This is a genomic window from Larkinella rosea (assembly GCF_003858635.1).
Classification (GTDB): Bacteria; Bacteroidota; Bacteroidia; order Cytophagales; family Spirosomataceae; genus Larkinella; species Larkinella rosea.
This window is the reverse complement of record NZ_RQJO01000009.1, coordinates 982,430-1,003,062: the sequence shown is the minus strand read 5'-3', so window position 1 is coordinate 1,003,062 and position 20,633 is coordinate 982,430. Positions and strand designations below refer to the sequence as shown.

The following is a 20,633-nucleotide window of genomic DNA, read 5'->3' as shown; positions in this document are numbered from 1 at the left end:
GAGTGATTGAGCGAAGCGACGAGCAGGAAAGCAGGCTGTTAACCCGCCTTTTTCACTCCATCGCACAGTCACTCATTCACTCCATAAATTTAAACTACGTATGGCTTGATAACTCGGGCGTTTAGTTGTTTCATCTGAACAAACAGGCGGTTCAACATGTCGTCGTCCTTGTAAATGCCGACAATGGCCCCGCCCGAGCCAGCGAACGAAGCCGATGCGCCGATGCGCCGGGCCGCCGAAATCATTTCCAGGTTGCTTTCGCTGATGTTGTAAATGCGCCGGCGGAGGTCGAAATTTTGATTGACGAGTGCGTGAAGTTGGTCGGTGTCGCTGTTCAGAATCGCTTCATGCCCTTGCCGAGCCACGTCGGCGATGTCCTGTAAGGTTTTGACAACCAGCTCTTCCCCCTTGTCCCAACGCGACCGAACATCGTTGTGAATCCGGCCCGACTGCTTACCCAGCGAGGTTTTATAGGCAATGTACAGTTTGGGCAACCGATGCGGATCGATGGGTTCGTATTGCCCGTGGCCGTTTGCTTCCAGAAACGCCCGCTCGAAATTCATGTACACACAGCCTTCGTAACACTGGATCACCCGATCCTGCAATCCGGCGGTAATGCCCAGTTCCTCCGATTCGGTTTTCAAAACCAGCGTCGGCAGCTCAGGCAGCGGAATTTCGACCTGGTAGAATTTCATCAAAGCCCGAAAGGTAGCCACAATGATGGCACTGGAGCCCGAAAGACCCACCTGGCGCGGAATGGACGTGCTGTAGCGAATGGTGAAATTTTTGTTGGGAAGCCGGATATCGCGTTGATCGCAGTATTCACAAAAGCGTTTCAGAGCCGCTTTGATGAGGGGCACACCGCCGTGGTAGCCCAGCGAAGCAACGGCATCGCGCAGGTGGTAAATACTCCGAAACGAGTTGGTGTCTTGTTCCTGTGGCTCAATGTTCAGTTCCGGCGACTCGTACAGCGACACCGAAGCGCCGAAGTTCCGAACGGAAATCGAGATCGTTTTGCCAAAAAAACCGTCAGATGGATTGCCTAACAGCCCGGCGCGGGCATAGGCGCGAGTTTCAATAATCAAGAGTTCTACTAATTGGTAACGTTGGACGGCAAGTTAGGGGTTATATGACTAATGAACAATGAAAAATGACCAATTAGGCTTCCGGTTTTAGGTAAAGACGGTTTTTAGGTTATTTTTTTCGTTATAATCGCTTTATCGTAAAATCCAGCGTTTTGTCTTCGGTCAATTCCTGGCTTTGCTTAAACGCGTGTTTGCCACCATTTGCCAACTGGAATTGCCGGACACGAATTTTCCCTTCCAGTACTTTTAACGACACCCGGTTTTCCGCTCCTTCCGCCGAAATAGTACAGGTTCCCCAGGCCGATCCGTTCGACCAGAAATAGGTTCCGGGCCTGGAAGTGAAGGTCATCGACTCGGTGATGCCGGAATACAGAAAACCGCTCCAGGCCAAAACCGCATTCCAGCTCGTCATCGACCGGGCGTAATGGTAACCGCACTCCGGCTCATTAAACGGGTTGCGCTTGCGCCCATCGAACCGGTCGCGGATGCTAGTAATGCACTTCAGCGCATTTTCTGTCTGGCCTTCGTAGATCATGCCCACAGCGGCCGTGTATTCAAAACCGGTCATGGATTCGGCGAAATACGGAAACGGAACCTTCAGCCGGCCTTTGGGCCAGCTCGCCATCAAGAGCCCGGATTCGTCACCCATGACGTATGATCGCATGTTGTTGAAATGATCGGAGAAATTCTCTAAATAATTGAATTTCATCACACTTTGCAGCGTTTTCTGAATATTCTCCGGTTTGGCCAGATAGCCCAGCCCCAGCATATGCGCCATCATCTGCCCGACCAGTTGATCCACCAGACAGCCTTTCCCCAACTGGTAATCGGGGATTTTTACCTCCGGTTTTCCTTCCCAGTCCAGAAAGGCAAACGTCTTCGGATCGGTAATTTTGTGTTCGTAATAGTCGCCATTGAACAGATTCTGATCCATCCAGGCGCTGCCTTTCCGGAATAAATCCGTGCATTTTTTAGCCAGTTCTTTGTCTTTCATGGCCGTGGCCATTTCTGCGGTGGCTTTCAGTGCGCCCAGATACCAGAAACCCATCTGCGGATTCGGGCCGTAATAATCGACATCCATCGTGTTGTGTTGCCGACCTTCCATGACACCGTCCTGATTGCCATCCCAGCCTCCCTGAATCCAGGCATAACTCATTACTTTCTTCACCTGCTCCCAGTTCTTTCGCAAAAAATCCGAATTACCGGACAATTGCCAGTCGCGGTAAAATTTTAAAACGGTGCCCATCTGTCCGTCGGCGGCAGCATTTTTCCAGTCTTGTGCTTTCGTCAACGGCAGCATCACCCGAAAGCTCATCTTTCCAAGGTCGTTGGTTGCGTAGTTAAACTCAATATCCCGCATCGACTGGGATAAATCCGCAAACAAAAATGCCGTCGCCTGTTCGTAATTCCAGACGTGCGTACACGACCCGAAGCACGAACCAAATTCATCGAAAACTCCCTCCCAACCCATCATTTGTCCACTCGGAATCCGAAAAACCGTTTGCGAACGCAGGGTTGCCAGATTAAAAAGAGCCGCTTCCTTGATCACGTCCGGGTATGAACTGGAAACAAATGCATTCACAAACTGTACGGTTTTCTGTTCCAAAACCGGTAATTGTGGCAATGTTTTCGTGATCACATCCCAGGCATCGGCATACTTCGTTGAGTAATAATTGCCGATCGTATTCTGCTCCGGTTGGGCCGAGAACGACGACCAGGCCAATCGGTTCGGGAAGTTCCAGGTAATAAAAAACGTGTAGGTCTGGGTTTGACCGGGTGCAATGGTTTTCTGAACGGCCAGCGACGCCAGCGGATCATCGTCCACCAGTTTCGCCTTTTCCGTCAGTCTGCCGTCTTCACTGAAATCGTCCCAGAAATCGAGCATGGCATTTTCCCAGTCGTTGGAGCGCGACGAGGTGCGGTAACTGACGCCCGTTGAGCTGTTAGTCGTCAGGGCGATGGTTCCCCAGGCGGGGTCCCGCCGGTTGACGCTGTCGGAGAACATGTAAATTCCCTGAACGCCCGCAGCGGTTTTGTAGACATTCGTATTTTTTTTCGCACCGGTCGGCACAATGTCCCCCTTCCAGTCTTTCTGGTAATGGCTCCCATCCTTCCCGATAAAATTACGCATCGAACCACAAACCGAAACCGTCAGGGGTTCCGTTCCCGGATTGGTCACTTCATACGCCAGCACGGCAATCGGAATTCCGCTCGCATCGGCATTACCGGGAATGAGCGGATTGAAACCTTTGATTCGGACCTTGACCGGCATCTTACTGTCCGACAAATTCACCTGGCCAAAGGGATAGGCCGCATCGAAAGAAGCTTCCGTAAAACGCGGAAAACCGTGCTGGTTCACCGGTCGACCTTCGTAATGCAGATATTCCGCCGGATCAAGCGGGCCGATCAGGGCTTTGGTTTGGGACTTGCCGCTGGCGGGCTGCACGTGGATCGCAAAAAATGGGGCGTTGTTTCCGACCGTCACCGTACTGAAACCCTTGGCGGGTTTGTTCATGATTTCCCAGTCGCGCAGTTCGCCCCGGCCGCCCAGTGAAACCGTGCCCGTGCCGATACCACCCAGCGGTAAAGCGATGTTGTAGAGGTGATTTTTATCGTACGATTTCAACACCGGCCAGGGCATGGGCTGCCATTGTGCATAAGCCATCCGGGTACAAAAAACGAACGCAATTAACAGACGAGGTAAGGTCATCGGGAGTTGGAAAGTTTAGGTCCGGATAAAGGTACGAAAGAGAAAACAGACTCGAAGGATGAAACCGCAGAAGGGATCAATAGTGGGGTAATCTATTATGTGGTGGGAAAAACGCCCTTTTCAAGCCAAAACGGCATGTCTTTTGTGGCATTTCGGGTGTTGTCCAGGTTTAACAACCTGCCTGGTGTACTCTCGCTGGTTTTTAATTCGTATGCAGGCCATCCACTTTATTGGAGTTTCAATATTCCTCTACGGGTTGGTAGGTGGTTATTATGCCTACTCGGCCTTCCAAAATTCCGTTGAACCGCCCCACAAAATCCGTCGGTTAGTGGTCGCTTTGGTTTTTGGATTTGTGGCCATTTTATTAGGATTGGCGTCGCTTGAAAGCCTTTTTAAAAAGGCGCATTTCCATTAACCAATCTGCTGTTTGCCTACCTATGAATGAAGACACCTGGTTTGCCGTATTGCAAGCATTACCTGCATCGATCGATATTCCCCTCGTCATATTCGAGAATCCCATTCAAGCCTTTAAATGGATACAACTAAATGGTTTTCAAGACGATAACCTCTGGATCGTAACCGATGACGACCTGAAATTCTGGGTGGTTTCCCAGGAAGCGGGTGAGCAATTGATTCGGATGGGATTTGAACACGTCAATGCGATACCCCCACCAGCTCCTCCACAATCTTTAGCAGCTCACGCGGATGAAATGGCTTGGACAGATACGCATCGGCCTGATACGTTGCCGTAAGATTCTGATTCAGAATAGCCAGATCGATCGAAACCGCAACGACGGCCACCGGAGCGCCGGGCAATTGGCGGGCTTCACGAATCACATCTCCCCCGTCTCCATTGGGCAAATGCATATCGGCGACCAACACATCCGGTTTTTGCTGGTTAATGAGGTCGATGGCCTGTTGTACATCGCCGGCCTGAAAAATGACATAACCGGCTTTTTGCAGGGCTTCAACCATTATTTTGCGCTGTGAAGACTGGTCTTCGACCACCAATATCGACTTTTTCATTCGACTGAAACTGAATAAACTGAGGTTGAATCAGGGTGATAGGGTATGTTGTCTATTAATTCATTCCATACAAATACCAGACCAATTCGAAATAATGTTTGTATGTGGTATAGCGTCTGAGTCGTACCCCACCCACGAAATCCATGCCAGATAAAACCGCTTTTCAGTAGTAAAAACCCGAATGGCACTTTTGTTATCAATCTTCTAAACAAAATACCATGCGTACATTTGTTTCACTTCCCCTTTTCGGTTTGCTGTGTCTGGGCAGTCTGCTAATGGCTTTTGTACCCGGATGCCGGTTTTTTTCGGACAGCAACCGGTTTTCTGCGCCCGCGTCCAAACGGGTGGTATTTATTGCGGGAAGTTGTAGCCACGGAGCCGGTCAACACGAACACAAAGCGGGTTGCATTTTGCTGGCGAAACGGCTGCGGGAAAATGTTCCCGGGATTGAAACGGAGGTCTTTACGGAAGGCTGGCCCGCCAAATCGTCGGCGTTCAAAGGGGCGGATGCGGTAGTGATTTATGGTGACGGTGGCGAAGGTCACCTGGTCAATGCTCACCTTGACGCCATGAATGCCCTGATGAAAAATGGCGTCGGACTGGCCTGTATCCATTACGCCGTGGAAGTTCCGAAAGGGAACGCAGGGAACTATTTTCTGGACTGGCTGGGCGGTTATTTCGAAACCTTCTGGTCGGTAAATCCGGTATGGACCGCCGACTACGGCACCTTCCCCACCCACGCCATTACCCGGGGCGTCAAACCGTTCACGATCAATGACGAATGGTATTATCACATGCGTTTCCGAAACAACCTGGAGGGAGTAACGCCCCTGCTCACCACGGTGCCCCCCGCTTCGACGCTGGACCGGAAAGACGGCCCCCACGAAGGCAATGACGCTGTTCGGGCCGAAATTGCCGCCGGAAAACCGCAACACACGGCGTGGTGCCGCGAACGGCCCGACGGTGGACGCGGTTTTGGCATCACCGGCGGTCATTATCACCGGGTCTGGACCGACGACAATCTCCGGAAACTGGTGCTAAATGCCATCGCCTGGATTGCCAAAGTCGAAGTTCCCGCCGAAGGTATTTCATCGTCCACCCCTTCGAAAGAAGAAATGGGCGAAAACCAATGTCCGCACTGAGTTGAATAAGACCGCAGCAATTCTTCTTTCAACCTTGCTGACAAAAAAACCGGGCTTTTCATCCCTGAAAAGGTGACAAAAAGCCCGGTAATTCCTAGTGAAAACTCCTTTTTAGTTGATGGATAATCCTCCACCCACATAACCCGAAACTGTATTTACTAAACTCAAACCATTGGCGGTAACTGAATAAACCATTAGCAACCGGGTTTGGGCCGTAACCGGAATACTCAAGCCGGTAGTAATACCGTTGCTGATAGTTCCCAGAGCTAAAATACCTGTAAGTGCTGGTGCTAACGTTACAACAGCACCAGGAACTGCAGTAAATGTATTATTAGGTGTAGACGATGAATACAATTGACCGGTAACTGTAACCGTAGTTCCAACCAAATTCAAAGCCAATGTACTAGTAAAATAACCCGAGAGTGAAGTTATTGTACCATCACGAGGCATGGAAAACGCCATGTTAAGATTGGTGGCTGGTGCCCCTGTCAGATCGATTGTTCCTCCTGCAATAGGTACGCCAGATGCAGAATTTCCAAATCCAATCAACGAAGTCGTCCCTACTAATCCTCCCGCGATTGATGTCATATCAACAGGCAATCCGGAAGCATACGGAACAATGGCACTTGCCCCAGGTAATCCCGGAGTACCCGTCGTCGAAGTTACATCGGTCATCGTGGCCAGTTGAACCCAGTTTCCCCCTTTATAAATATACAAACCAGCCGGTGAATTAGTCTGGTACACAATCAAGCCCTCGGCAGGGGTGGCGGTTACACTCGCCGTGGAGGTCACCCGGGGCACCAAAACCCCTTTACTGGTCGATTTTACTTCCAGTTCAGCACTGTTATCGGGGTTGATCGTACCAATACCCACCTGCCCGAAGCTGGTCAGCGCCATCAGCAAAAACAGAAACAGAAAACCTGAGATTAGTTGCTTTTTCATAATCAGTTCGTATTAAAATGTCTGTTTAGATGTCTAAATCGGTCATTTGACCCCTTATGGTTTTAGCACTTTCAGCGTCTGGCTTTGGTCGGTTGTACTGACCCGCAGCAACAGCAGCCCGGAAGGCTGGAAGGAAATACCGAATTTCTGCCGCTCAGTTACGCCCGCTTTTTCCAGCTGCCGTTCATGAACCACCCGGCCCTGCGAATCAGTCAGCGCAAACCTCAGCTGCCGACCTTCCGCCCCTTTCACTTCCACTTCGACCACGTCGGAAACCGGGTTGCCGATCAGCTTCACCTTCAATTCGGATTTGGTTTCGGCCGACAGGCGGCCCGGAGACAGGCACGGTTGCGGCAACAGGCGTCCGGAGGTTTTCAGGACATACGTGCTACCCTGAACCCGGGCGTAAATGAGTGCGTAGCTTGCCTTGAGCGCGGGCGGAACCGCAAAATCGTACGCGTGCACGCCATCGCCTTTGCCAGCGGCTTTCAGATCCGACCGGTAAATATTGGCCACCGTACTGCCCCAAACCGTGACATTGCCCGGGCTCGGCTCACTATAAAACTCTACCGTCAACGGCGTGTTAGGCTTTTTACGGTCCCACACCCATCCGCGCAAACTGGCACATTCGACCTTATCCAGGAATCCTTCGAATTCACCCGTTACGGTGGTTGTCGATTCCGGACTTATTGTCAAGGTAAAACCGACACTGTTTGACGCCAAATGCGAATCCGTCGCCTTGTACGTCAGCGGAAAAGAACCCGCAACGGTAGGCGTTCCGCTGATCACCCGAGACGTTGAATTGAAACTCAGGTCACTGGGGAGCGTCGTGAGTTCATAGGTCAGTGGATCGTTTTCCGGATCCGTAAACGCAACCAGGGTCGCCGAGAAAGGTACCCCTACCTTGGCGGCTATCGGCGAAATAATAACCGTAGGCGTTGGTGGGCTGGGTGGCTGATTGGGAGGGCTTCCTCCACCCGTACAAATCAAGGCTTTCGGCGAATCTTTCAGTATAAAACTGCTGCCTTGAACCCGCGCGGACAGGGAGTGCTGCAACCCGTCTTTGAGGCTAAGGGGAATGGGAAAACTGAACGCGTGTTTACCATTTCCTTTGCCCGCCGTCACCAGATCCTGTTTCAAATCGCCCGCCAGAATGGTGGCAATGATGACCGGGCCATCCATAATTTCAACGTTAAACGCCGTATTGGGTTTGTTGCGATCCCAGGTCCAGCCCCGGAACGTCGAGCAATCCGCCCCGTAAATGAAACCGTCAAAACTACCGGTTTGTAACGGAGGAGTTACGGTAAGAGTGGCCGTTCCGGGCGAACTGACGCAGCCGCCAACCGTACAGGTGGCCGAATAAACCAGGGTTCCGACCGCCGATGTTGGAACCGAAACGCTGGTGGTTGTGCCGGTCGTCGAATTGGGTCCCGACCACTTCAGGGTTCCGCCCGAACAGGTGGTAATGCTCAGGCTAACGCCGGGCGTGTTCTGAATGACCTCCGTTCCGGGGCTTGTGTTGAATGTTAAAACCGGTACGGATGCCGAACTCCCCTGCGCTACGGTCGTGGTGGCAAAATTGGAACCACCGGAATTGCTAACGGTCACGGTGTACGTACCGGTTTCAGTAACCGTGGCGGAGTTTGCCACACTGGCAACGGTGCCGCTGGGCCCCGTAAAGGTATAGCTATCGACGGTGCCGGTTGTGCTGGCCGTTAACGTTACAGCGGCTCCGCAGTTGATCGGCCCGTTGTTGGACAGCGTAACGGTTGGGGCCAGGGTCGGAGTCACCGCCGTAACCAGTGATAAGGTCATTGGACTGGTCAGATTCGCCGAAACGTAATTGGTGGCCGTTACACTATTGGGAGCGGCTACAAACCCGGAAACTCCGTTATTGACCGCAACGACGAGCGATTTAGCGATGTTCCCGTTCAATTGACCGTTGCGGACTTCCAGGCCGACCGTACCGGAAAACGAAACCGCAGGAGTTAGGGTAAAGACCCGCTCGACACTGTTGCCGCCCAATGCGGGCACCGGGGTATTATCCCGACTGACCCTTGTATTGGTCAGCGTGAGCGATCCGCTGGGTTGCAGCGTCAGCCCCAGGATTGCAACCTGGGTTCCGTCGGCAATATAAAACCCCGGCGATCCCGCCTTGAATTGGGCCATTACCGTTCCGGTTACCAGGAGGCAAAGGAAAATTAGTAGGTATCGATATGAATTCATACGTGTGAGTTTGAATGAATAAACCAGAAAGCACGAATTGACCGGTTTGCCTAAAACCGCATGCTTTATTCGTTAGACTGAACGGATAGCCAACCAAAAAACCAACCCAAAGAAATTCCAGGCAAGCCGAAATAGGCTCACAAAGAGGTTGTTTTTTGTCTGATAATTAACAAGCCTTAAAAAAAATATGGAAGAATTAGTAGCCACTTATCACACCCGCATCGGGATGGCATAAGCGTGCAAGGCGGCCATGAAAAGTGTGTAATAAGCGTTGTTAAAAAAAATCTCAGGCAAGAAAGGAAGAGAGGAAAAACTATAAATAAGCGATATTCTGGTCAGAAATAAGCGCAAATATCTATAATTATCCGGGTAGGATAACGTTTTCATTAGGCAGAGAAAGTTTAGGAATATATTTTACGTTGTCACCAATTTGGCATACATGGGAACAACATATTCCTATATACGCACAATATCTATGCCAACATATGAATAATTTCGGATAGTTCTCTAAAAGTAAGTATATATAATATTAAAAAATTTATTTTTTAATATGTCTGGTAATCACCCATTGATTATAGACTGAAAACGTCAATTAGTCCCTTCAAATACGAAGCAGAAGAGCAACAGGTCGATTTTATAGCAATGAGGATCGACATTTTCAAATCTTTTCTGGAACGCAGGTAACAAGGATTTACTTACCTTTGAAATGCGACCGGTTTTGTTTACACCTCGTGGTCGCATTTTCCTGAACCTCTTATTTCCTGATTCCATGAAATTTTCACTTTTCTGCACATTTGTTGGCGGATCCCTTCTCGCAGGTTTTATAGCCCATTCGCCCCAAAAACCGGTTCGGATGTTTGATGGCAAAACGTTCCGGGGCTGGGAAGGCGACACGGTCAAAACCTGGCGAATTCAGGATGGCGCACTGGTGGGTGGTTCGTTGACCGAAACAGTGCCGCACAACGACTTCCTCTGCACGACCCGTCCTTACGCCAACTTCATCATGCGCGTGAAATTCAAACTGCTGGGCACGGAAGGTTTTATCAATACCGGTGTACAGTTTCGGAGCAAACGGCTGACCAAACCCGCTTACGAAATGACGGGCTACCAGGCTGATCTGGGCAAGGGCTACTGGGCGAGTCTCTACGACGAGTCGCGCCGGAACAAAACCCTGATTGCCCCGGACTCAGCGTTGATCAAAAAAATACTGAAACCGAACGACTGGAACGATTACGAAATTCGGGCCGAAAACCGGCGCATCCGGCTGTATCTGAATGGAAAACAAACCGTCGATTACACGGAAGCCGACGAATCCATTCCGCAGGAGGGGCTCATTGGACTGCAAATTCACGGAGGGGGCAAGGCGGAGGTTCACTACAAAGACCTGACGCTGGAAGAATTGCGCTAAAATGATTCCACAAAAAAGCCGGAAAACCGTAGTAAGTGATGGTTTTCCGGCTTTTTTGTGGAATAGGGTCAGCTACGAAAGTTTGATGGTATGCTGAAAGGGTGTAAAACCGGTCAGGTAAACCGTCGGAGCATCCATCGGTGGCAAAGCGCCCCGCAACACCACATTTTTGTGCAGGGCTTTTCCGGGACCAAACGTAATCGTGTCCTTTCCAACTGTATATGAACCGGATTCGCCACTCAACAAATGGGCATTGGCGCGGGTCGGATGCTTCGTCACGCCGGCCAGCGTACCGCCCGCCCGGAAGATCAGCTCGACGGAAACCGGGATATTCTCGGTGCCGGTAATCTGGATTTGAGCCTCCATCCCATTGCTGGTTTCCCGAACTGTCACTTTCGCTTCGTATGCCTGTATGTCGGATTGCTTCCGTTTGGCGTGGGGCATTTTTTCCCAATTGCCGTCCGGGTCGATTTCATTTTTGGCAACCGGCTGGTAATAAGGGCCTTTTAACGATTGTGTCAATACCCAGCTGTCGCCCTGCTTCTCAATGTTTTCGGTTTGGAACTGGCCTTTTCCGAAAAAGGAAGCCGAAAACCGCAGGCCCTGCAAAACCGCTTCGCCTTTCGAAAACGTCATAAAAACCGGGTTGGTTTTTAAAATCGTGCTATCCCAGTTCCCCCGCCGAATCCGGACCAGTCCCGAATGTGGGAAGGGTTTCACGTAATTCGTGGGCAGCGGTTTGTCAGGCGGCAATTCGTTCCAGAAAGCCGGGTCATCCAGAAAATAGTCGAGAAAATAGACACCTTTCAGCAGCACGGTTTTCTCGATTTGGCGGGCCAGCGCGGCCAGTTCCCCGTTTTTATCCCGCAACGCCATAAACCGCGCCGGATAATAATAGCCTTCCAGTGTCCCGACCAGCGCTTTGTCCTGCCTTCCTGAAGCATCCGAAACCACTTCCCCGTTCGGGTGAATGTAATAGAGCGTCATCGCCAGATTTTTCCGAACATAGTCGAACAGTTCCGGCTTGTTCATTCCTTTCGCAATCGTGATCAGCAGGCGGTCGGTCAGGGGCGAATAAATCAACGTGCTGCGTTCGTTAAACTGCCCGTCCTCGTCCAGGTCGATGTGTTCGCCCAGCCATTGCTCGATGCGTTTGACGTAACGGGGGTCGGGCCAGAGCGCATTCAGTTTGGTCAAAGCCGCCGACACCACCCAGCGGTGGTTGGGCGTGTGAATACCACCGACGGTCAGGGCCTCCCCTGCCCGTTGCAAAAACGTTTTCAACGGCAGCAAAACCGTTTCCATCCCCGGTGCGCCGGAACGGTTCAACAACGAATAAGCGGTCGTTAAGCGCTTGACAATGAAACCGGTATCGGGCGTTGAATGGAAATTCGTAGCGGGCAAATCGATGGTACCGTCGGCGTGCTGAACTTTGAGCAGGTACTGAACCGCCTGACCGGTTTCGGTCAGGAGTTCTTTCGAGCGGTAAAACGTGGATTCCGGGCAGGAAATAGCGCAACAGCAACGCCGGACAAAATCGGCGGTGGATTGCGGATTTGGAATATCTTCGCCATCCTTGAAGCCCCCAAATGCCGGATTACCGGACTCTTTGACCCGGTGCGCCCGGATCTGATCGATCTGCTGATCATTCGCCTTAATTACTTCGAGCAGCCAGCCGGGTTTTGTTTCGGCGGGAATGGCGAAAGAACGGGCCCAACTGGCAGTGGTCAGAACGGGCAGACTGCACAGCGAAGCCGTTCCAATGCGTACAAATGTTCTCCGATCCATCTATACTTTCTTCGGATCAGGGTGTGTCCACGGTTTGCGGTACGGGCGCATCAGCAGGCCGGTGGCTTCGCGGTCGCCGACGACTTCCCGTTTCACGGGGTCATACACAACCGGCCGCCCAACTTGCATGGAAATATTGGCCAGAATACAGCTTGCGGTTGAAATGTGCCCTTCTTCGATATCGGCTACCGGACGACTGTTTTTTTCAATGGCCGCCAGGAAGTCAAGCATGTGCAGACGGGTGGCCGGAGCTGCGTTCAACTCGATGCGCTCTTCGGTCAGATCTTCGGGGTATTTCTCTTTTTCGTAGATGACGTCTTTGTGAATTTTCTTTCCGTTTTTATCCTGCGGAATAAAGTCGTACTGCATGGTGCTGGCCCACAAGGTGCCTTTTTCGCCGTACAATGTAAACGACCAAGGATAATCCGGATTAGTCGGCGTTCCCCAGCTCCGCTGCGACCAGACGCAGTTCAGTTCGGGATATTCAAAAACCGCCGACTGGGTATCGGGAATATTGGATTTTCCTTCTTTCTGCACGTAAATACCGCCTTCCGAGCTAATGCGGGTTGGCCAGCCGAGTTTCAGCATCCAGCGAACCGTGTCGAACATGTGAATACACATGTCGCCCATGATGCCGTTGCCGTACTCTTTGAAAGTCCGCCACCAGCGAATGTGGGGCAATCCGTCGTAAGGGCGCAGCGGAGCCGGGCCGGTCCACATTTCGTAGTCCAGAAAATCCGGAACAGCCTGCGTTGGCGGATTGCCATTCGCCCGCATGTGAATGTGGCAGCACATATCAACGTGCGATATTTTACCTAATAATCCCGCATCAACAATGTTCTTTTTGGCTTCTATCAGGTGAGGGGTGCTTTTGCGCTGGGTGCCTACCTGCACTACTTTTTTATATTTCCGGGCAGCCGCTACCATCGCTTCCCCTTCCATAACATCGACGCTGATCGGTTTTTGTACGTATACGTTTGCACCGGCTTTTACGGCATCAATTGCCTGCAAGGCATGCCAGTGGTCCGGCGTTCCGATCAGGACAATATCCAGTTGGTTTTCGGCGAGCAGTTTCCGGTAATCACCATAAAGTTTGGGCGTTTTGCCGGATTTCTGACGCTGACTGACGAGTTTGGCCGCTGCATCCAGTTGATTTTTGTCAACATCGCAGAGGGCAATGACTTCAACGGGAGCTACCTGAATCAGTCGGAACAAGTCACTTTTACCATACCAGCCGGTTCCGATCAGGGCAACGCGCCAGGTTTTTCCCTGATGGAGACCATCCATTCCGTAGGCACCCAGCGTAGAAAGCGCGAGTGATGCCGTAGCGCCCTGCAGAAAACGACGGCGGTTCATGTTAAAAAGATCCATTTAATTGAAGGTTTCGGACGGTAGACGCCGGGGTTATAAATTTGTTATTATGTACAATTTACATAAAGGTAGTAAACTTTAAAAAACTACCAACTTCGTAAAAATATCTTTTGAAAACCGGGCCATTTTAACGGGTAGACTCCGCCTAAAAACCGGTTTATGCTACTAAAAACAAACCTATTCCTAATTCTACTTATTATGAAAACCGTCCTGAAGTTCCTGGTTGCTCTGTTGCCGGTGTTCACCTCGGCCCGGGCGCAGACCGACCACATTGGCACCCAGGTCTCACTGCCCAACCACCCGCGCATTCTGCTGCTGAAGGGAGAAGAGGATGCGATCAAGCGCACGGTTGGGTTGGACAAAACCTGGGAGAAAATGCACGGGATTATCCTGGCCGAGTGCGACGCGCTGATGGACGTCCCGCCCATCGAACGGATTCAGATTGGACGGCGGTTGCTGGGAAAATCGCGGGAGGGCTTGCGCCGGATTTTCTTTCTGGCCTATGCCTGGCGAATGACCCAGCAGGAAAATTACCTCCGGCGCGCCGAGAAAGAGTTGCTGGCCATTTCGGCGTTCAGTGACTGGAACCCGTCGCATTTTCTGGACGTGGGTGAAATGACGATGGCGGTGGCCATTGGCTACGACTGGCTGTATCACGGGTTGTCCGAATCGGCCCGGAATCAGATCAAAACCGCCATCCTGAAAAAAGGAATCGAACCTTCCCTGAATGAAAAATACAACAGCTGGCTGAAAGTGACCAACAACTGGAATCAGGTTTGCAATGCCGGAATGGCCTACGGGGCGCTCGCCATTTTTGAAGATCAACCGGAACTGGCCAAACGCATCATCAACCGCTCCATCAGTTCGGTGGCTTTGCCGATGAACGATTACAATCCCGACGGCGCGTATCCCGAAGGATACAGTTACTGGGGCTACGGCACCAGCTTCAACGTTATGCTGATCAGTGCGCTGGAAAAAGCTTTCGGCAGTGATTATGGCTTATCGGCCCAACCCGGTTTTCTGAAAACCGCTGCTTACCTGGAAAACATGACCGGTCCTACGGGCAACGCCTTCAATTATTCGGATTCGGGTCTGGCGGGTGGTCTGGAGTCGTCCATGTTCTGGTTTGCCAACAAACTGAAAGATCCGTCGTTGCTGTGGGTGGAGCGAAGTCATTTGATGAACGACGGCGCCAACCGGTTTGTGAAAGACCGGCTGCTGCCGTCGGTAATGCTCTGGAGCGCCGGCGTGGGCGTTTCGTCCGTGAAAGAACCGAAAGAATTGATGTGGACCGGAGCCGGTAAAACGCCGGTGGCGCTGATGCGCTCGTCCTGGACCGATCCGGCGGCTATTTTCCTGGGATTCAAGGGCGGTAGTCCGTCGATGAATCACGCCCACATGGACGCCGGTTCGTTTGTGATGGACGCAGATGGGGTTCGCTGGGCGATGGATTTTGGGATGCAGGACTACGAGTCGCTGGAATCAAAAGGCGTCGATTTATGGAACAAAAAACAGGATTCGCAACGCTGGCAGGTTTTCCGGTACAACAATTTTGTTCATAATACCCTGACGATCAACAACAAAATGCAGCAAGTTGAAGGAGACGCCCGGATGACCTCATCCTCGAAAACGCCGGTATTCATGAACGCCATTGCGGATCTGACGCCCATTTATAACCAATCGGTGTTGAAAGCTGTCCGGGGCGTTGCGCTGGTTAACAAAGCGTACGTGGTGGTTCGGGATGAGTTGGAAACCGCCCCCGCCGAAACCACGGTCCGCTGGACCATGCTAACCCCTGCCGACGTCAAACTGCTTGGAAAAAACAAAGCAGAACTCACCAAAGACGGTAAAAAGCTGATTCTGGAAGTGCAGGAACCGGCCAAAGTCACGCTGCAAACCTGGTCGACCGAACCACCCCACGATTACGATGCCGCCAATCCCGGCACGATTCGGGTGGGTTTTGAAGTAAAGGCTCCCGCCAATTCAAAAACCGCCCTGACGGTTTTGCTGATTCCTGAAAAAGCGGAGAAAACCGCCCGGCCGAAAGTACAGCCGCTGGAGAAGTGGGTAAAATAAAAAACCGCCAATCCCCCAAAAACACCTGTGGGATTGGCGGCTACCTATGCAAACTGGACCAGGGGTTACTTCAACTCTAAGTATTAAAAAAAGCAACGAATTTCCGAAGAGAGCGGTTTACGGCCAGCATTCTTACTGCCATCCGCCCCCCAGCGCCCGGTAAGCATTGACCTGGGCATTCATTTGCTGCATGCGGGTTTCGATCAACTCCATCCGGGATTCCAGCACATCGCGCTGGGTGAGCAGCACTTCCATGTAATCGGCCCGGGCGGAGGTGAACAACTTGAGCGCAATGTTGGTGGACTGGGTCAGAGCTTCCACCTGGTTGTTTTTCGTGTTGTACTTTTTTTCCAGATTGTCCATGTTAGACAACTGGTTGACCACTTCGATGTACGCATTTAAAACCGTGCGCTCGTAATTGTAAACGGCCTGAATCTGCTTCGCATTCGCACTTCTGTACATCGCCGTAATGGCATTCTTGTTGATAACCGGACCAACCATGTCGCCAATCAGCGACGCGATCAATGATTCGGGTGCATTGAACAGGAAGATCGGGTTGAATGCCATCAGCCCCACCGAAGCGGAAAGGTGCAGGGAGGGATAAAAATTGGCCCGGGCCACCGTAACGTCGATTTTACTGGCGGCCAGTTGCCGTTCGACCTGCCGGACATCCGGCCGGTTTTCCAGCAATTGCGACGGAACCCCCGCGTAAATTTTTGCCGGAACCAGGGTGCCGAAATTCTGGGAATCCCGTTGAACCCGTTGCGGAAAACGCCCGACCAGAAAGTTAATCCGGTTTTCGGTTTCGACAATCTTTTGCTGAATCTCGAACTGAAGGCTCTGCGTTTTGTAAACTTCGGCTTCAAACCGGCGAACGGCCAGTTCCGTCACCTTGGCCGCTTCTTTCTGCTGCCGGATAATCGAAAGCGCATTCGTCAGGATATCGATGTTCCGCCGGATGATTACCAGCTGGTTATCCAGCGCCATCAGTTCGTAATACGAATTCGCGATTTCAGAGACCAGGTTCGTCACCTGAAAGTTCCGGCCTTCAATGGAAGCCATGTAGTTCATCACGGCGGACTTCTTCGCATTGCGCAGCTTGTGCCAGATATCGACTTCCCAGCTCGCAAAGGCGCCAACATAGGTGTTCGGTAACACATCCGGCGTGGCTTTTCCCGGTTTGATGTCGGTCACCGCATCGGCCGCTCCCTGACTGGTGTAGCGGGAAACCTTTTCAACACCACTTCCACCACCCACCGTCACAAACGGCAGGTATTCCCCTTTGCGGGCCAGGATTTCGTTATTGGAGATCTGAATTTCCTGGAGCGTGATGTTCAGTTCCTGGTTGTTGTACAAGGCGCTGTCGATCAGGGCCGCCAGATTGGGGTCGGTGAAGTAATCCCGCCATTTGGTTTGGGCCGAATTCGTCGTGTCCTGCGAGCCGTTAAAGCTTGCAGGCACCGCTTTGTTCTCCGTTTTCGAAACCAGGCGGGGAACCGTACAAGCCGCATTGAGTCCGGTGATGAGCGCCAATACGCCCAGCCCGTTCCATATTCTATTATTTCTCATTGATCTCACTTTCTTCAAATTGGGAAAAACTGTCTACTGAATGGACCAGATTGTCGGTTAAAGAATCATCTTCTTCACCCTTGATCAGCTTCCTTCCATCGGCCAATTTGCCAAATATATAGTACAGGCCCGGGATGATAATGACCCCGAAAATGGTTCCGAAAAGCATGCCGCCCATGGCCGACGCACCGATGGTTCGGTTACCAATTGCTCCGGCGCCCTTGGCGACGATCAACGGAATTAGACCGGCCACAAAGGCGAAGGACGTCATCAGGATCGGGCGGAAACGAACCTTGGCTCCCTCAATGGCTGCGTTCAGAATGGTGTCGCCCTGCTGGCGCTTCTGCACCGCAAACTCGACGATCAATACGGCGTTTTTACCCAACAGACCGACCAGCATGATGAGCCCGATCTGGGCGTAGATGTTGTTCTCAAGGCCCATCAGTTTCAGCAGCAGAAACGATCCGAAGATCCCGACCGGCAGCGAGAAAAGAACCGCCAGCGGAATAATGAAACTTTCGTACTGGGCCGCCAGCACCAGGTAAACGAAGGCTACCACCACCAGGAACACGTACAGCGACTCATTGCCCCGGATCGATTCGTCGTAGGAAAGACCTTCAAACGCAATATCGTAGCCTTTGGGCAGCGTCTTGGCCGCTACTTCCCGGATGGCCTGAATCGCATCAGCTGTGGTATACCCTTTGGCCGGAAGTCCCTGAATAGCTGCCGAGTTGTAGAGGTTAAACCGGGTAATTTCGTTCGGCCCCTGCCCTTTTTGCAGCCGCATGAACGAGGAGTAAGGCACCATTTCACCCGCATCGTTTTTAACAAACAGCTTCAAAAGATCGGTGGGCAACCGCCGGAACGCGGGATCGGACTGTACGTATACTTTGAAGAACTGGTTGAACTTGATGAAACCCTGTTCGTACGTACTACCGATCATGATGTTGAGGTTATCCATCGCTTTTCCGATCGACACGCCTTTTTGCATGGCCAGCTTGTTATCAATTTCCAGTTCGTACTGCGGGTAGTTTGCGGCAAAGAAGGTAAACAAACCGGTTAGTTCTTTCCGTTTGCCCAAAGCCTCCATAAAATCCTTGTTGATTATATCAAATTCGCGGTAGTCGGTATCGGTGGTTTTATCCAGCAAACGCATGGAAAAACCGCCGGACGTACCGAAGCCCGGAATGGCAGGTGGTTCAAAGAATTCGACCGTCGCACCAAGGCCCTTGGATGCCACCTCCAGTTCTTCCATGATCTCCTTCACATTGTGGTCGCGCTGCGACCAGGGTTTCAGGTTGATCAGACAGGTACCGGCGTTGGACCCCCGACCTTCCGTCATGATCTCGTAACCGGCCAGCGACGATACCGACTCGATTCCCGGTACTTCTTCGCAAATTTTCTGAAGCCGTCGCGAAACCTCGTTGGTTTTTTCGAGCGTCGAACCGGGCGGAGTCTGGATGATGGCGTAAATCGTACTCTGGTCTTCGTTTGGAATAAAACCGGCGGGCAAAATCTGGTTCTCGTAGACAATTCCGACGCAAAAAGCGGCCAGGACCAGGAACGTAACGACGCGCCGATTCACAATCCGCTTCAGGAGACTGACGTATCCGCCGGTCATTTTATCAAAGCCCCGGTTGAAGCTGCCGATCGCGCGGTCCAGCAGGTTTTTCTTCTTCGCATGTCCGTGGTGGTTCTTCAACAGCATGGCACACAAAACCGGGGTCAGTGTCAAGGCGATCAGGGCCGAGATGACAATGGAACTGGCCATCGTAATCGAGAACTGCCGGTAAAATGTGCCCACCGGACCCGACATGAACGAGATGGGCAGGAATACCGACACCATGACGGCCGTAATGGCGATAATGGCCCCGCTAATTTCGCCCAACACTTTTTTAACCGCGCCATAGGGCGTTAGTTCCGGCTCTTCCTCCATTTTGGCGTGCACGGCTTCCACCACCACAATGGCGTCATCCACCACAATACCGATGGCCAACACAAGGGCAAAAAGCGTAATCAGGTTGATGGAAAGCCCGAAGGCCTGTATCACGAAAAACGCCCCAATCAACGAAACCGGCACCGCCAGGATCGGGATCAGGGTAGACCGCCAATCGCCCAGGAACACGAAAACCACCAGCGCTACCAGGATAAACGCATCCCGCAACGTGTCAATCACCTGCTCGATCGACGCATCCAGGAACTTGGAAACGTCATAGCTGATTTGGTAATCCATACCCGGAGGAAAGGACTCCCGCATCACCTCAAGCTTCTTTTTAACTTCTTCGATGACCTCACTGGCGTTACTGCCGTAGTTTTGCCGCAACACGATAGCCGCCGATGGATGGCCGTCGAGGTTTGAATAAATATCGAAAAATTCACTGCCTAACTCAACCGTGGCGATGTCTTTCAGGTGAATGCTTTCCCCCTGCGAGTTTGCCCGGATAATAATGTCTTCGTACTCTTCCGGTTTGTTGTACCGGCCTTTGTACGTCAGTACATATTCCAGCGACTGGGCGGCAATACCGGAGCTTTGCCCGATCCGGCCCGGCCGACCGATGATACTTTGCTCGCCAACGGCCTTCATCACGTCTTCGGTCGAAATGTTGTAGGCCCGCATGCGGTCAGGGTTGAGCCAGATCCGCATCGCATACCGGCGGCTACCCAGGATTTGCGCCCGCGCTACGCCCCTCGTCCGCTGGATTTCGGGGATCATTTTTACGGTAGCGTAGTTGAACAGGAATTTTTCGTCCATGCTCTTTTCCTTGGAATAGAGATTGACGTACATCAGCATCGAAGGCTGGATGGGCGTAATGATAACCCCCTCCCGCTGAACCAGTTCGGGCAGCAGCGGCATCACCTGGTCGACCCGCGTTTTCACCCGGATAACGGCATCGTTCGGATCGGTCCCGGGTTCAAAAATAATGCGGAGGGTTGCTTCCCCCGCACTGGTGGCATCCGTCGCGATATACCGCATGTCCTGCACCCCGTTGATGGCCTGTTCCAGCGTAATCAGCGTGGATTTCACCAGAACGTCGGCACTCGAGCCGGGATACGCGATAAAGATATTGACGGTAGTCGGCGCAATATCCGGGAATTGGGAAATGGGTAACTGTCGGATCGCCAATATCCCGATAAAGACAATCATGATTGAAATCACGATGGCAAATACGGGCCGGCGTATGAATTTGTTGAACATGTCTTTTTCTGTAAAATGAATAATGAATAATTAAAAATGAATAGCAGGCTGATAAGGAGCCCATCTCATACTCCACCGTTCACCATTCATTGTT

13 protein-coding genes are annotated in these 20,633 nt (G+C 51.8%); 4 read left to right on the top strand and 9 right to left on the bottom strand.

The annotated features are described in order from the left end of the window. Window positions 1–89 precede the first annotated feature (89 nt). Together EHT25_RS19955 and EHT25_RS19950 are read right to left on the bottom strand one after the other, a co-directional pair. Entirely contained in the window at window positions 90–1,085 is a 996-nt protein-coding gene (locus EHT25_RS19955; RefSeq protein ID WP_124876881.1) for a mevalonate kinase family protein, read from the bottom strand. A gap of 121 nt (window positions 1,086–1,206) precedes the next feature. Beyond that, window positions 1,207–3,795, bottom strand: a complete 2,589-nt coding sequence (locus EHT25_RS19950) for a GH116 family glycosyl-hydrolase (protein WP_124876880.1) — start codon at window positions 3,793–3,795, stop codon at window positions 1,207–1,209. Between the two features lie 97 nt (window positions 3,796–3,892). Here EHT25_RS19950 and EHT25_RS19945 point away from each other — a divergent pair, with 97 nt between their 5' ends. Beyond that, window positions 3,893–4,210, top strand: a complete 318-nt coding sequence (locus tag EHT25_RS19945) for a hypothetical protein (RefSeq protein ID WP_124876879.1) — start codon at window positions 3,893–3,895, stop codon at window positions 4,208–4,210. Between the two features lie 239 nt (window positions 4,211–4,449). Here the strand turns inward: EHT25_RS19945 and EHT25_RS19940 are convergent, their stop codons facing one another. Continuing rightward, window positions 4,450–4,821, bottom strand: coding sequence for a response regulator (locus EHT25_RS19940; protein ID WP_124876878.1), 372 nt, complete (start codon window positions 4,819–4,821; stop codon window positions 4,450–4,452). Window positions 4,822–5,039: 218 nt separating this feature from the next. Here EHT25_RS19940 and EHT25_RS19935 point away from each other — a divergent pair, with 218 nt between their 5' ends. Next, a complete protein-coding gene (locus tag EHT25_RS19935) occupies window positions 5,040–5,963 on the top strand; it encodes a ThuA domain-containing protein (RefSeq protein WP_124876877.1) in 924 nt (307 codons plus the stop codon). Between the two features lie 111 nt (window positions 5,964–6,074). On the opposite strand, the gene EHT25_RS33370 is transcribed toward EHT25_RS19935, so the two are convergent. Continuing rightward, complete coding sequence (locus EHT25_RS33370; protein ID WP_124876876.1) at window positions 6,075–6,905, bottom strand: exosporium glycoprotein BclB-related protein; 831 nt, start codon at window positions 6,903–6,905, stop codon at window positions 6,075–6,077. Between the two features lie 54 nt (window positions 6,906–6,959). Next, window positions 6,960–9,131 (bottom strand): putative Ig domain-containing protein, encoded by a 2,172-nt coding sequence (locus EHT25_RS19925; protein ID WP_124876875.1) that lies wholly within the window; start codon window positions 9,129–9,131, stop codon window positions 6,960–6,962. Between the two features lie 769 nt (window positions 9,132–9,900). Here EHT25_RS19925 and EHT25_RS19920 point away from each other — a divergent pair. Beyond that, entirely contained in the window at window positions 9,901–10,539 is a 639-nt protein-coding gene (locus EHT25_RS19920; protein WP_124876874.1) for a 3-keto-disaccharide hydrolase, read from the top strand. 72 nt (window positions 10,540–10,611) lie between these two features. On the opposite strand, the gene EHT25_RS19915 is transcribed toward EHT25_RS19920, so the two are convergent. Next, window positions 10,612–12,327 (bottom strand): hypothetical protein, encoded by a 1,716-nt coding sequence (locus EHT25_RS19915; RefSeq protein ID WP_124876873.1) that lies wholly within the window; start codon window positions 12,325–12,327, stop codon window positions 10,612–10,614. Then, window positions 12,328–13,698, bottom strand: a complete 1,371-nt coding sequence (locus EHT25_RS19910) for a Gfo/Idh/MocA family protein (RefSeq protein WP_124876872.1) — start codon at window positions 13,696–13,698, stop codon at window positions 12,328–12,330. It lies immediately after the preceding gene. Window positions 13,699–13,896: 198 nt separating this feature from the next. Between EHT25_RS19910 and EHT25_RS19905 the strand changes: the two genes are divergently transcribed. After that, window positions 13,897–15,774, top strand: a complete 1,878-nt coding sequence (locus EHT25_RS19905) for a heparinase II/III domain-containing protein (RefSeq protein ID WP_124876871.1) — start codon at window positions 13,897–13,899, stop codon at window positions 15,772–15,774. Between the two features lie 132 nt (window positions 15,775–15,906). Here EHT25_RS19905 and EHT25_RS19900 read toward each other — a convergent pair whose 3' ends face one another. Further along, window positions 15,907–17,343, bottom strand: coding sequence for a TolC family protein (locus tag EHT25_RS19900; protein WP_124876870.1), 1,437 nt, complete (start codon window positions 17,341–17,343; stop codon window positions 15,907–15,909). Beyond that, window positions 17,333–20,539: an efflux RND transporter permease subunit gene (locus EHT25_RS19895; RefSeq protein WP_124876869.1), complete on the bottom strand. Its 3,207-nt coding sequence runs from the start codon at window positions 20,537–20,539 to the stop codon at window positions 17,333–17,335. Before EHT25_RS19895 ends, EHT25_RS19900 begins: the two co-directional genes overlap by 11 nt. Window positions 20,540–20,633: the final 94 nt, after the last annotated feature.

Bases quoted from the DNA above. Each gene is read 5' to 3' on its own strand.
- EHT25_RS19895 (WP_124876869.1), bottom strand. From the start codon at position 20,539: ATGTTCAACAAATTCATACGCCGGCCCGTATTTGCCATCGTGATTTCA.
- EHT25_RS19900 (WP_124876870.1), bottom strand. From the start codon at position 17,343: ATGAGAAATAATAGAATATGGAACGGGCTGGGCGTATTGGCGCTCATC.
- EHT25_RS19940 (WP_124876878.1), bottom strand. From the start codon at position 4,821: ATGAAAAAGTCGATATTGGTGGTCGAAGACCAGTCTTCACAGCGCAAA.
- EHT25_RS19925 (WP_124876875.1), bottom strand. From the start codon at position 9,131: ATGAATTCATATCGATACCTACTAATTTTCCTTTGCCTCCTGGTAACC.
- EHT25_RS19920 (WP_124876874.1), top strand. From the start codon at position 9,901: ATGAAATTTTCACTTTTCTGCACATTTGTTGGCGGATCCCTTCTCGCA.
- EHT25_RS19945 (WP_124876879.1), top strand. From the start codon at position 3,893: ATGTGGTGGGAAAAACGCCCTTTTCAAGCCAAAACGGCATGTCTTTTG.
- EHT25_RS19950 (WP_124876880.1), bottom strand. From the start codon at position 3,795: ATGACCTTACCTCGTCTGTTAATTGCGTTCGTTTTTTGTACCCGGATG.
- EHT25_RS19905 (WP_124876871.1), top strand. From the start codon at position 13,897: ATGAAAACCGTCCTGAAGTTCCTGGTTGCTCTGTTGCCGGTGTTCACC.
- EHT25_RS19915 (WP_124876873.1), bottom strand. From the start codon at position 12,327: ATGGATCGGAGAACATTTGTACGCATTGGAACGGCTTCGCTGTGCAGT.
- EHT25_RS19910 (WP_124876872.1), bottom strand. From the start codon at position 13,698: ATGGATCTTTTTAACATGAACCGCCGTCGTTTTCTGCAGGGCGCTACG.
- EHT25_RS33370 (WP_124876876.1), bottom strand. From the start codon at position 6,905: ATGAAAAAGCAACTAATCTCAGGTTTTCTGTTTCTGTTTTTGCTGATG.
- EHT25_RS19935 (WP_124876877.1), top strand. From the start codon at position 5,040: ATGCGTACATTTGTTTCACTTCCCCTTTTCGGTTTGCTGTGTCTGGGC.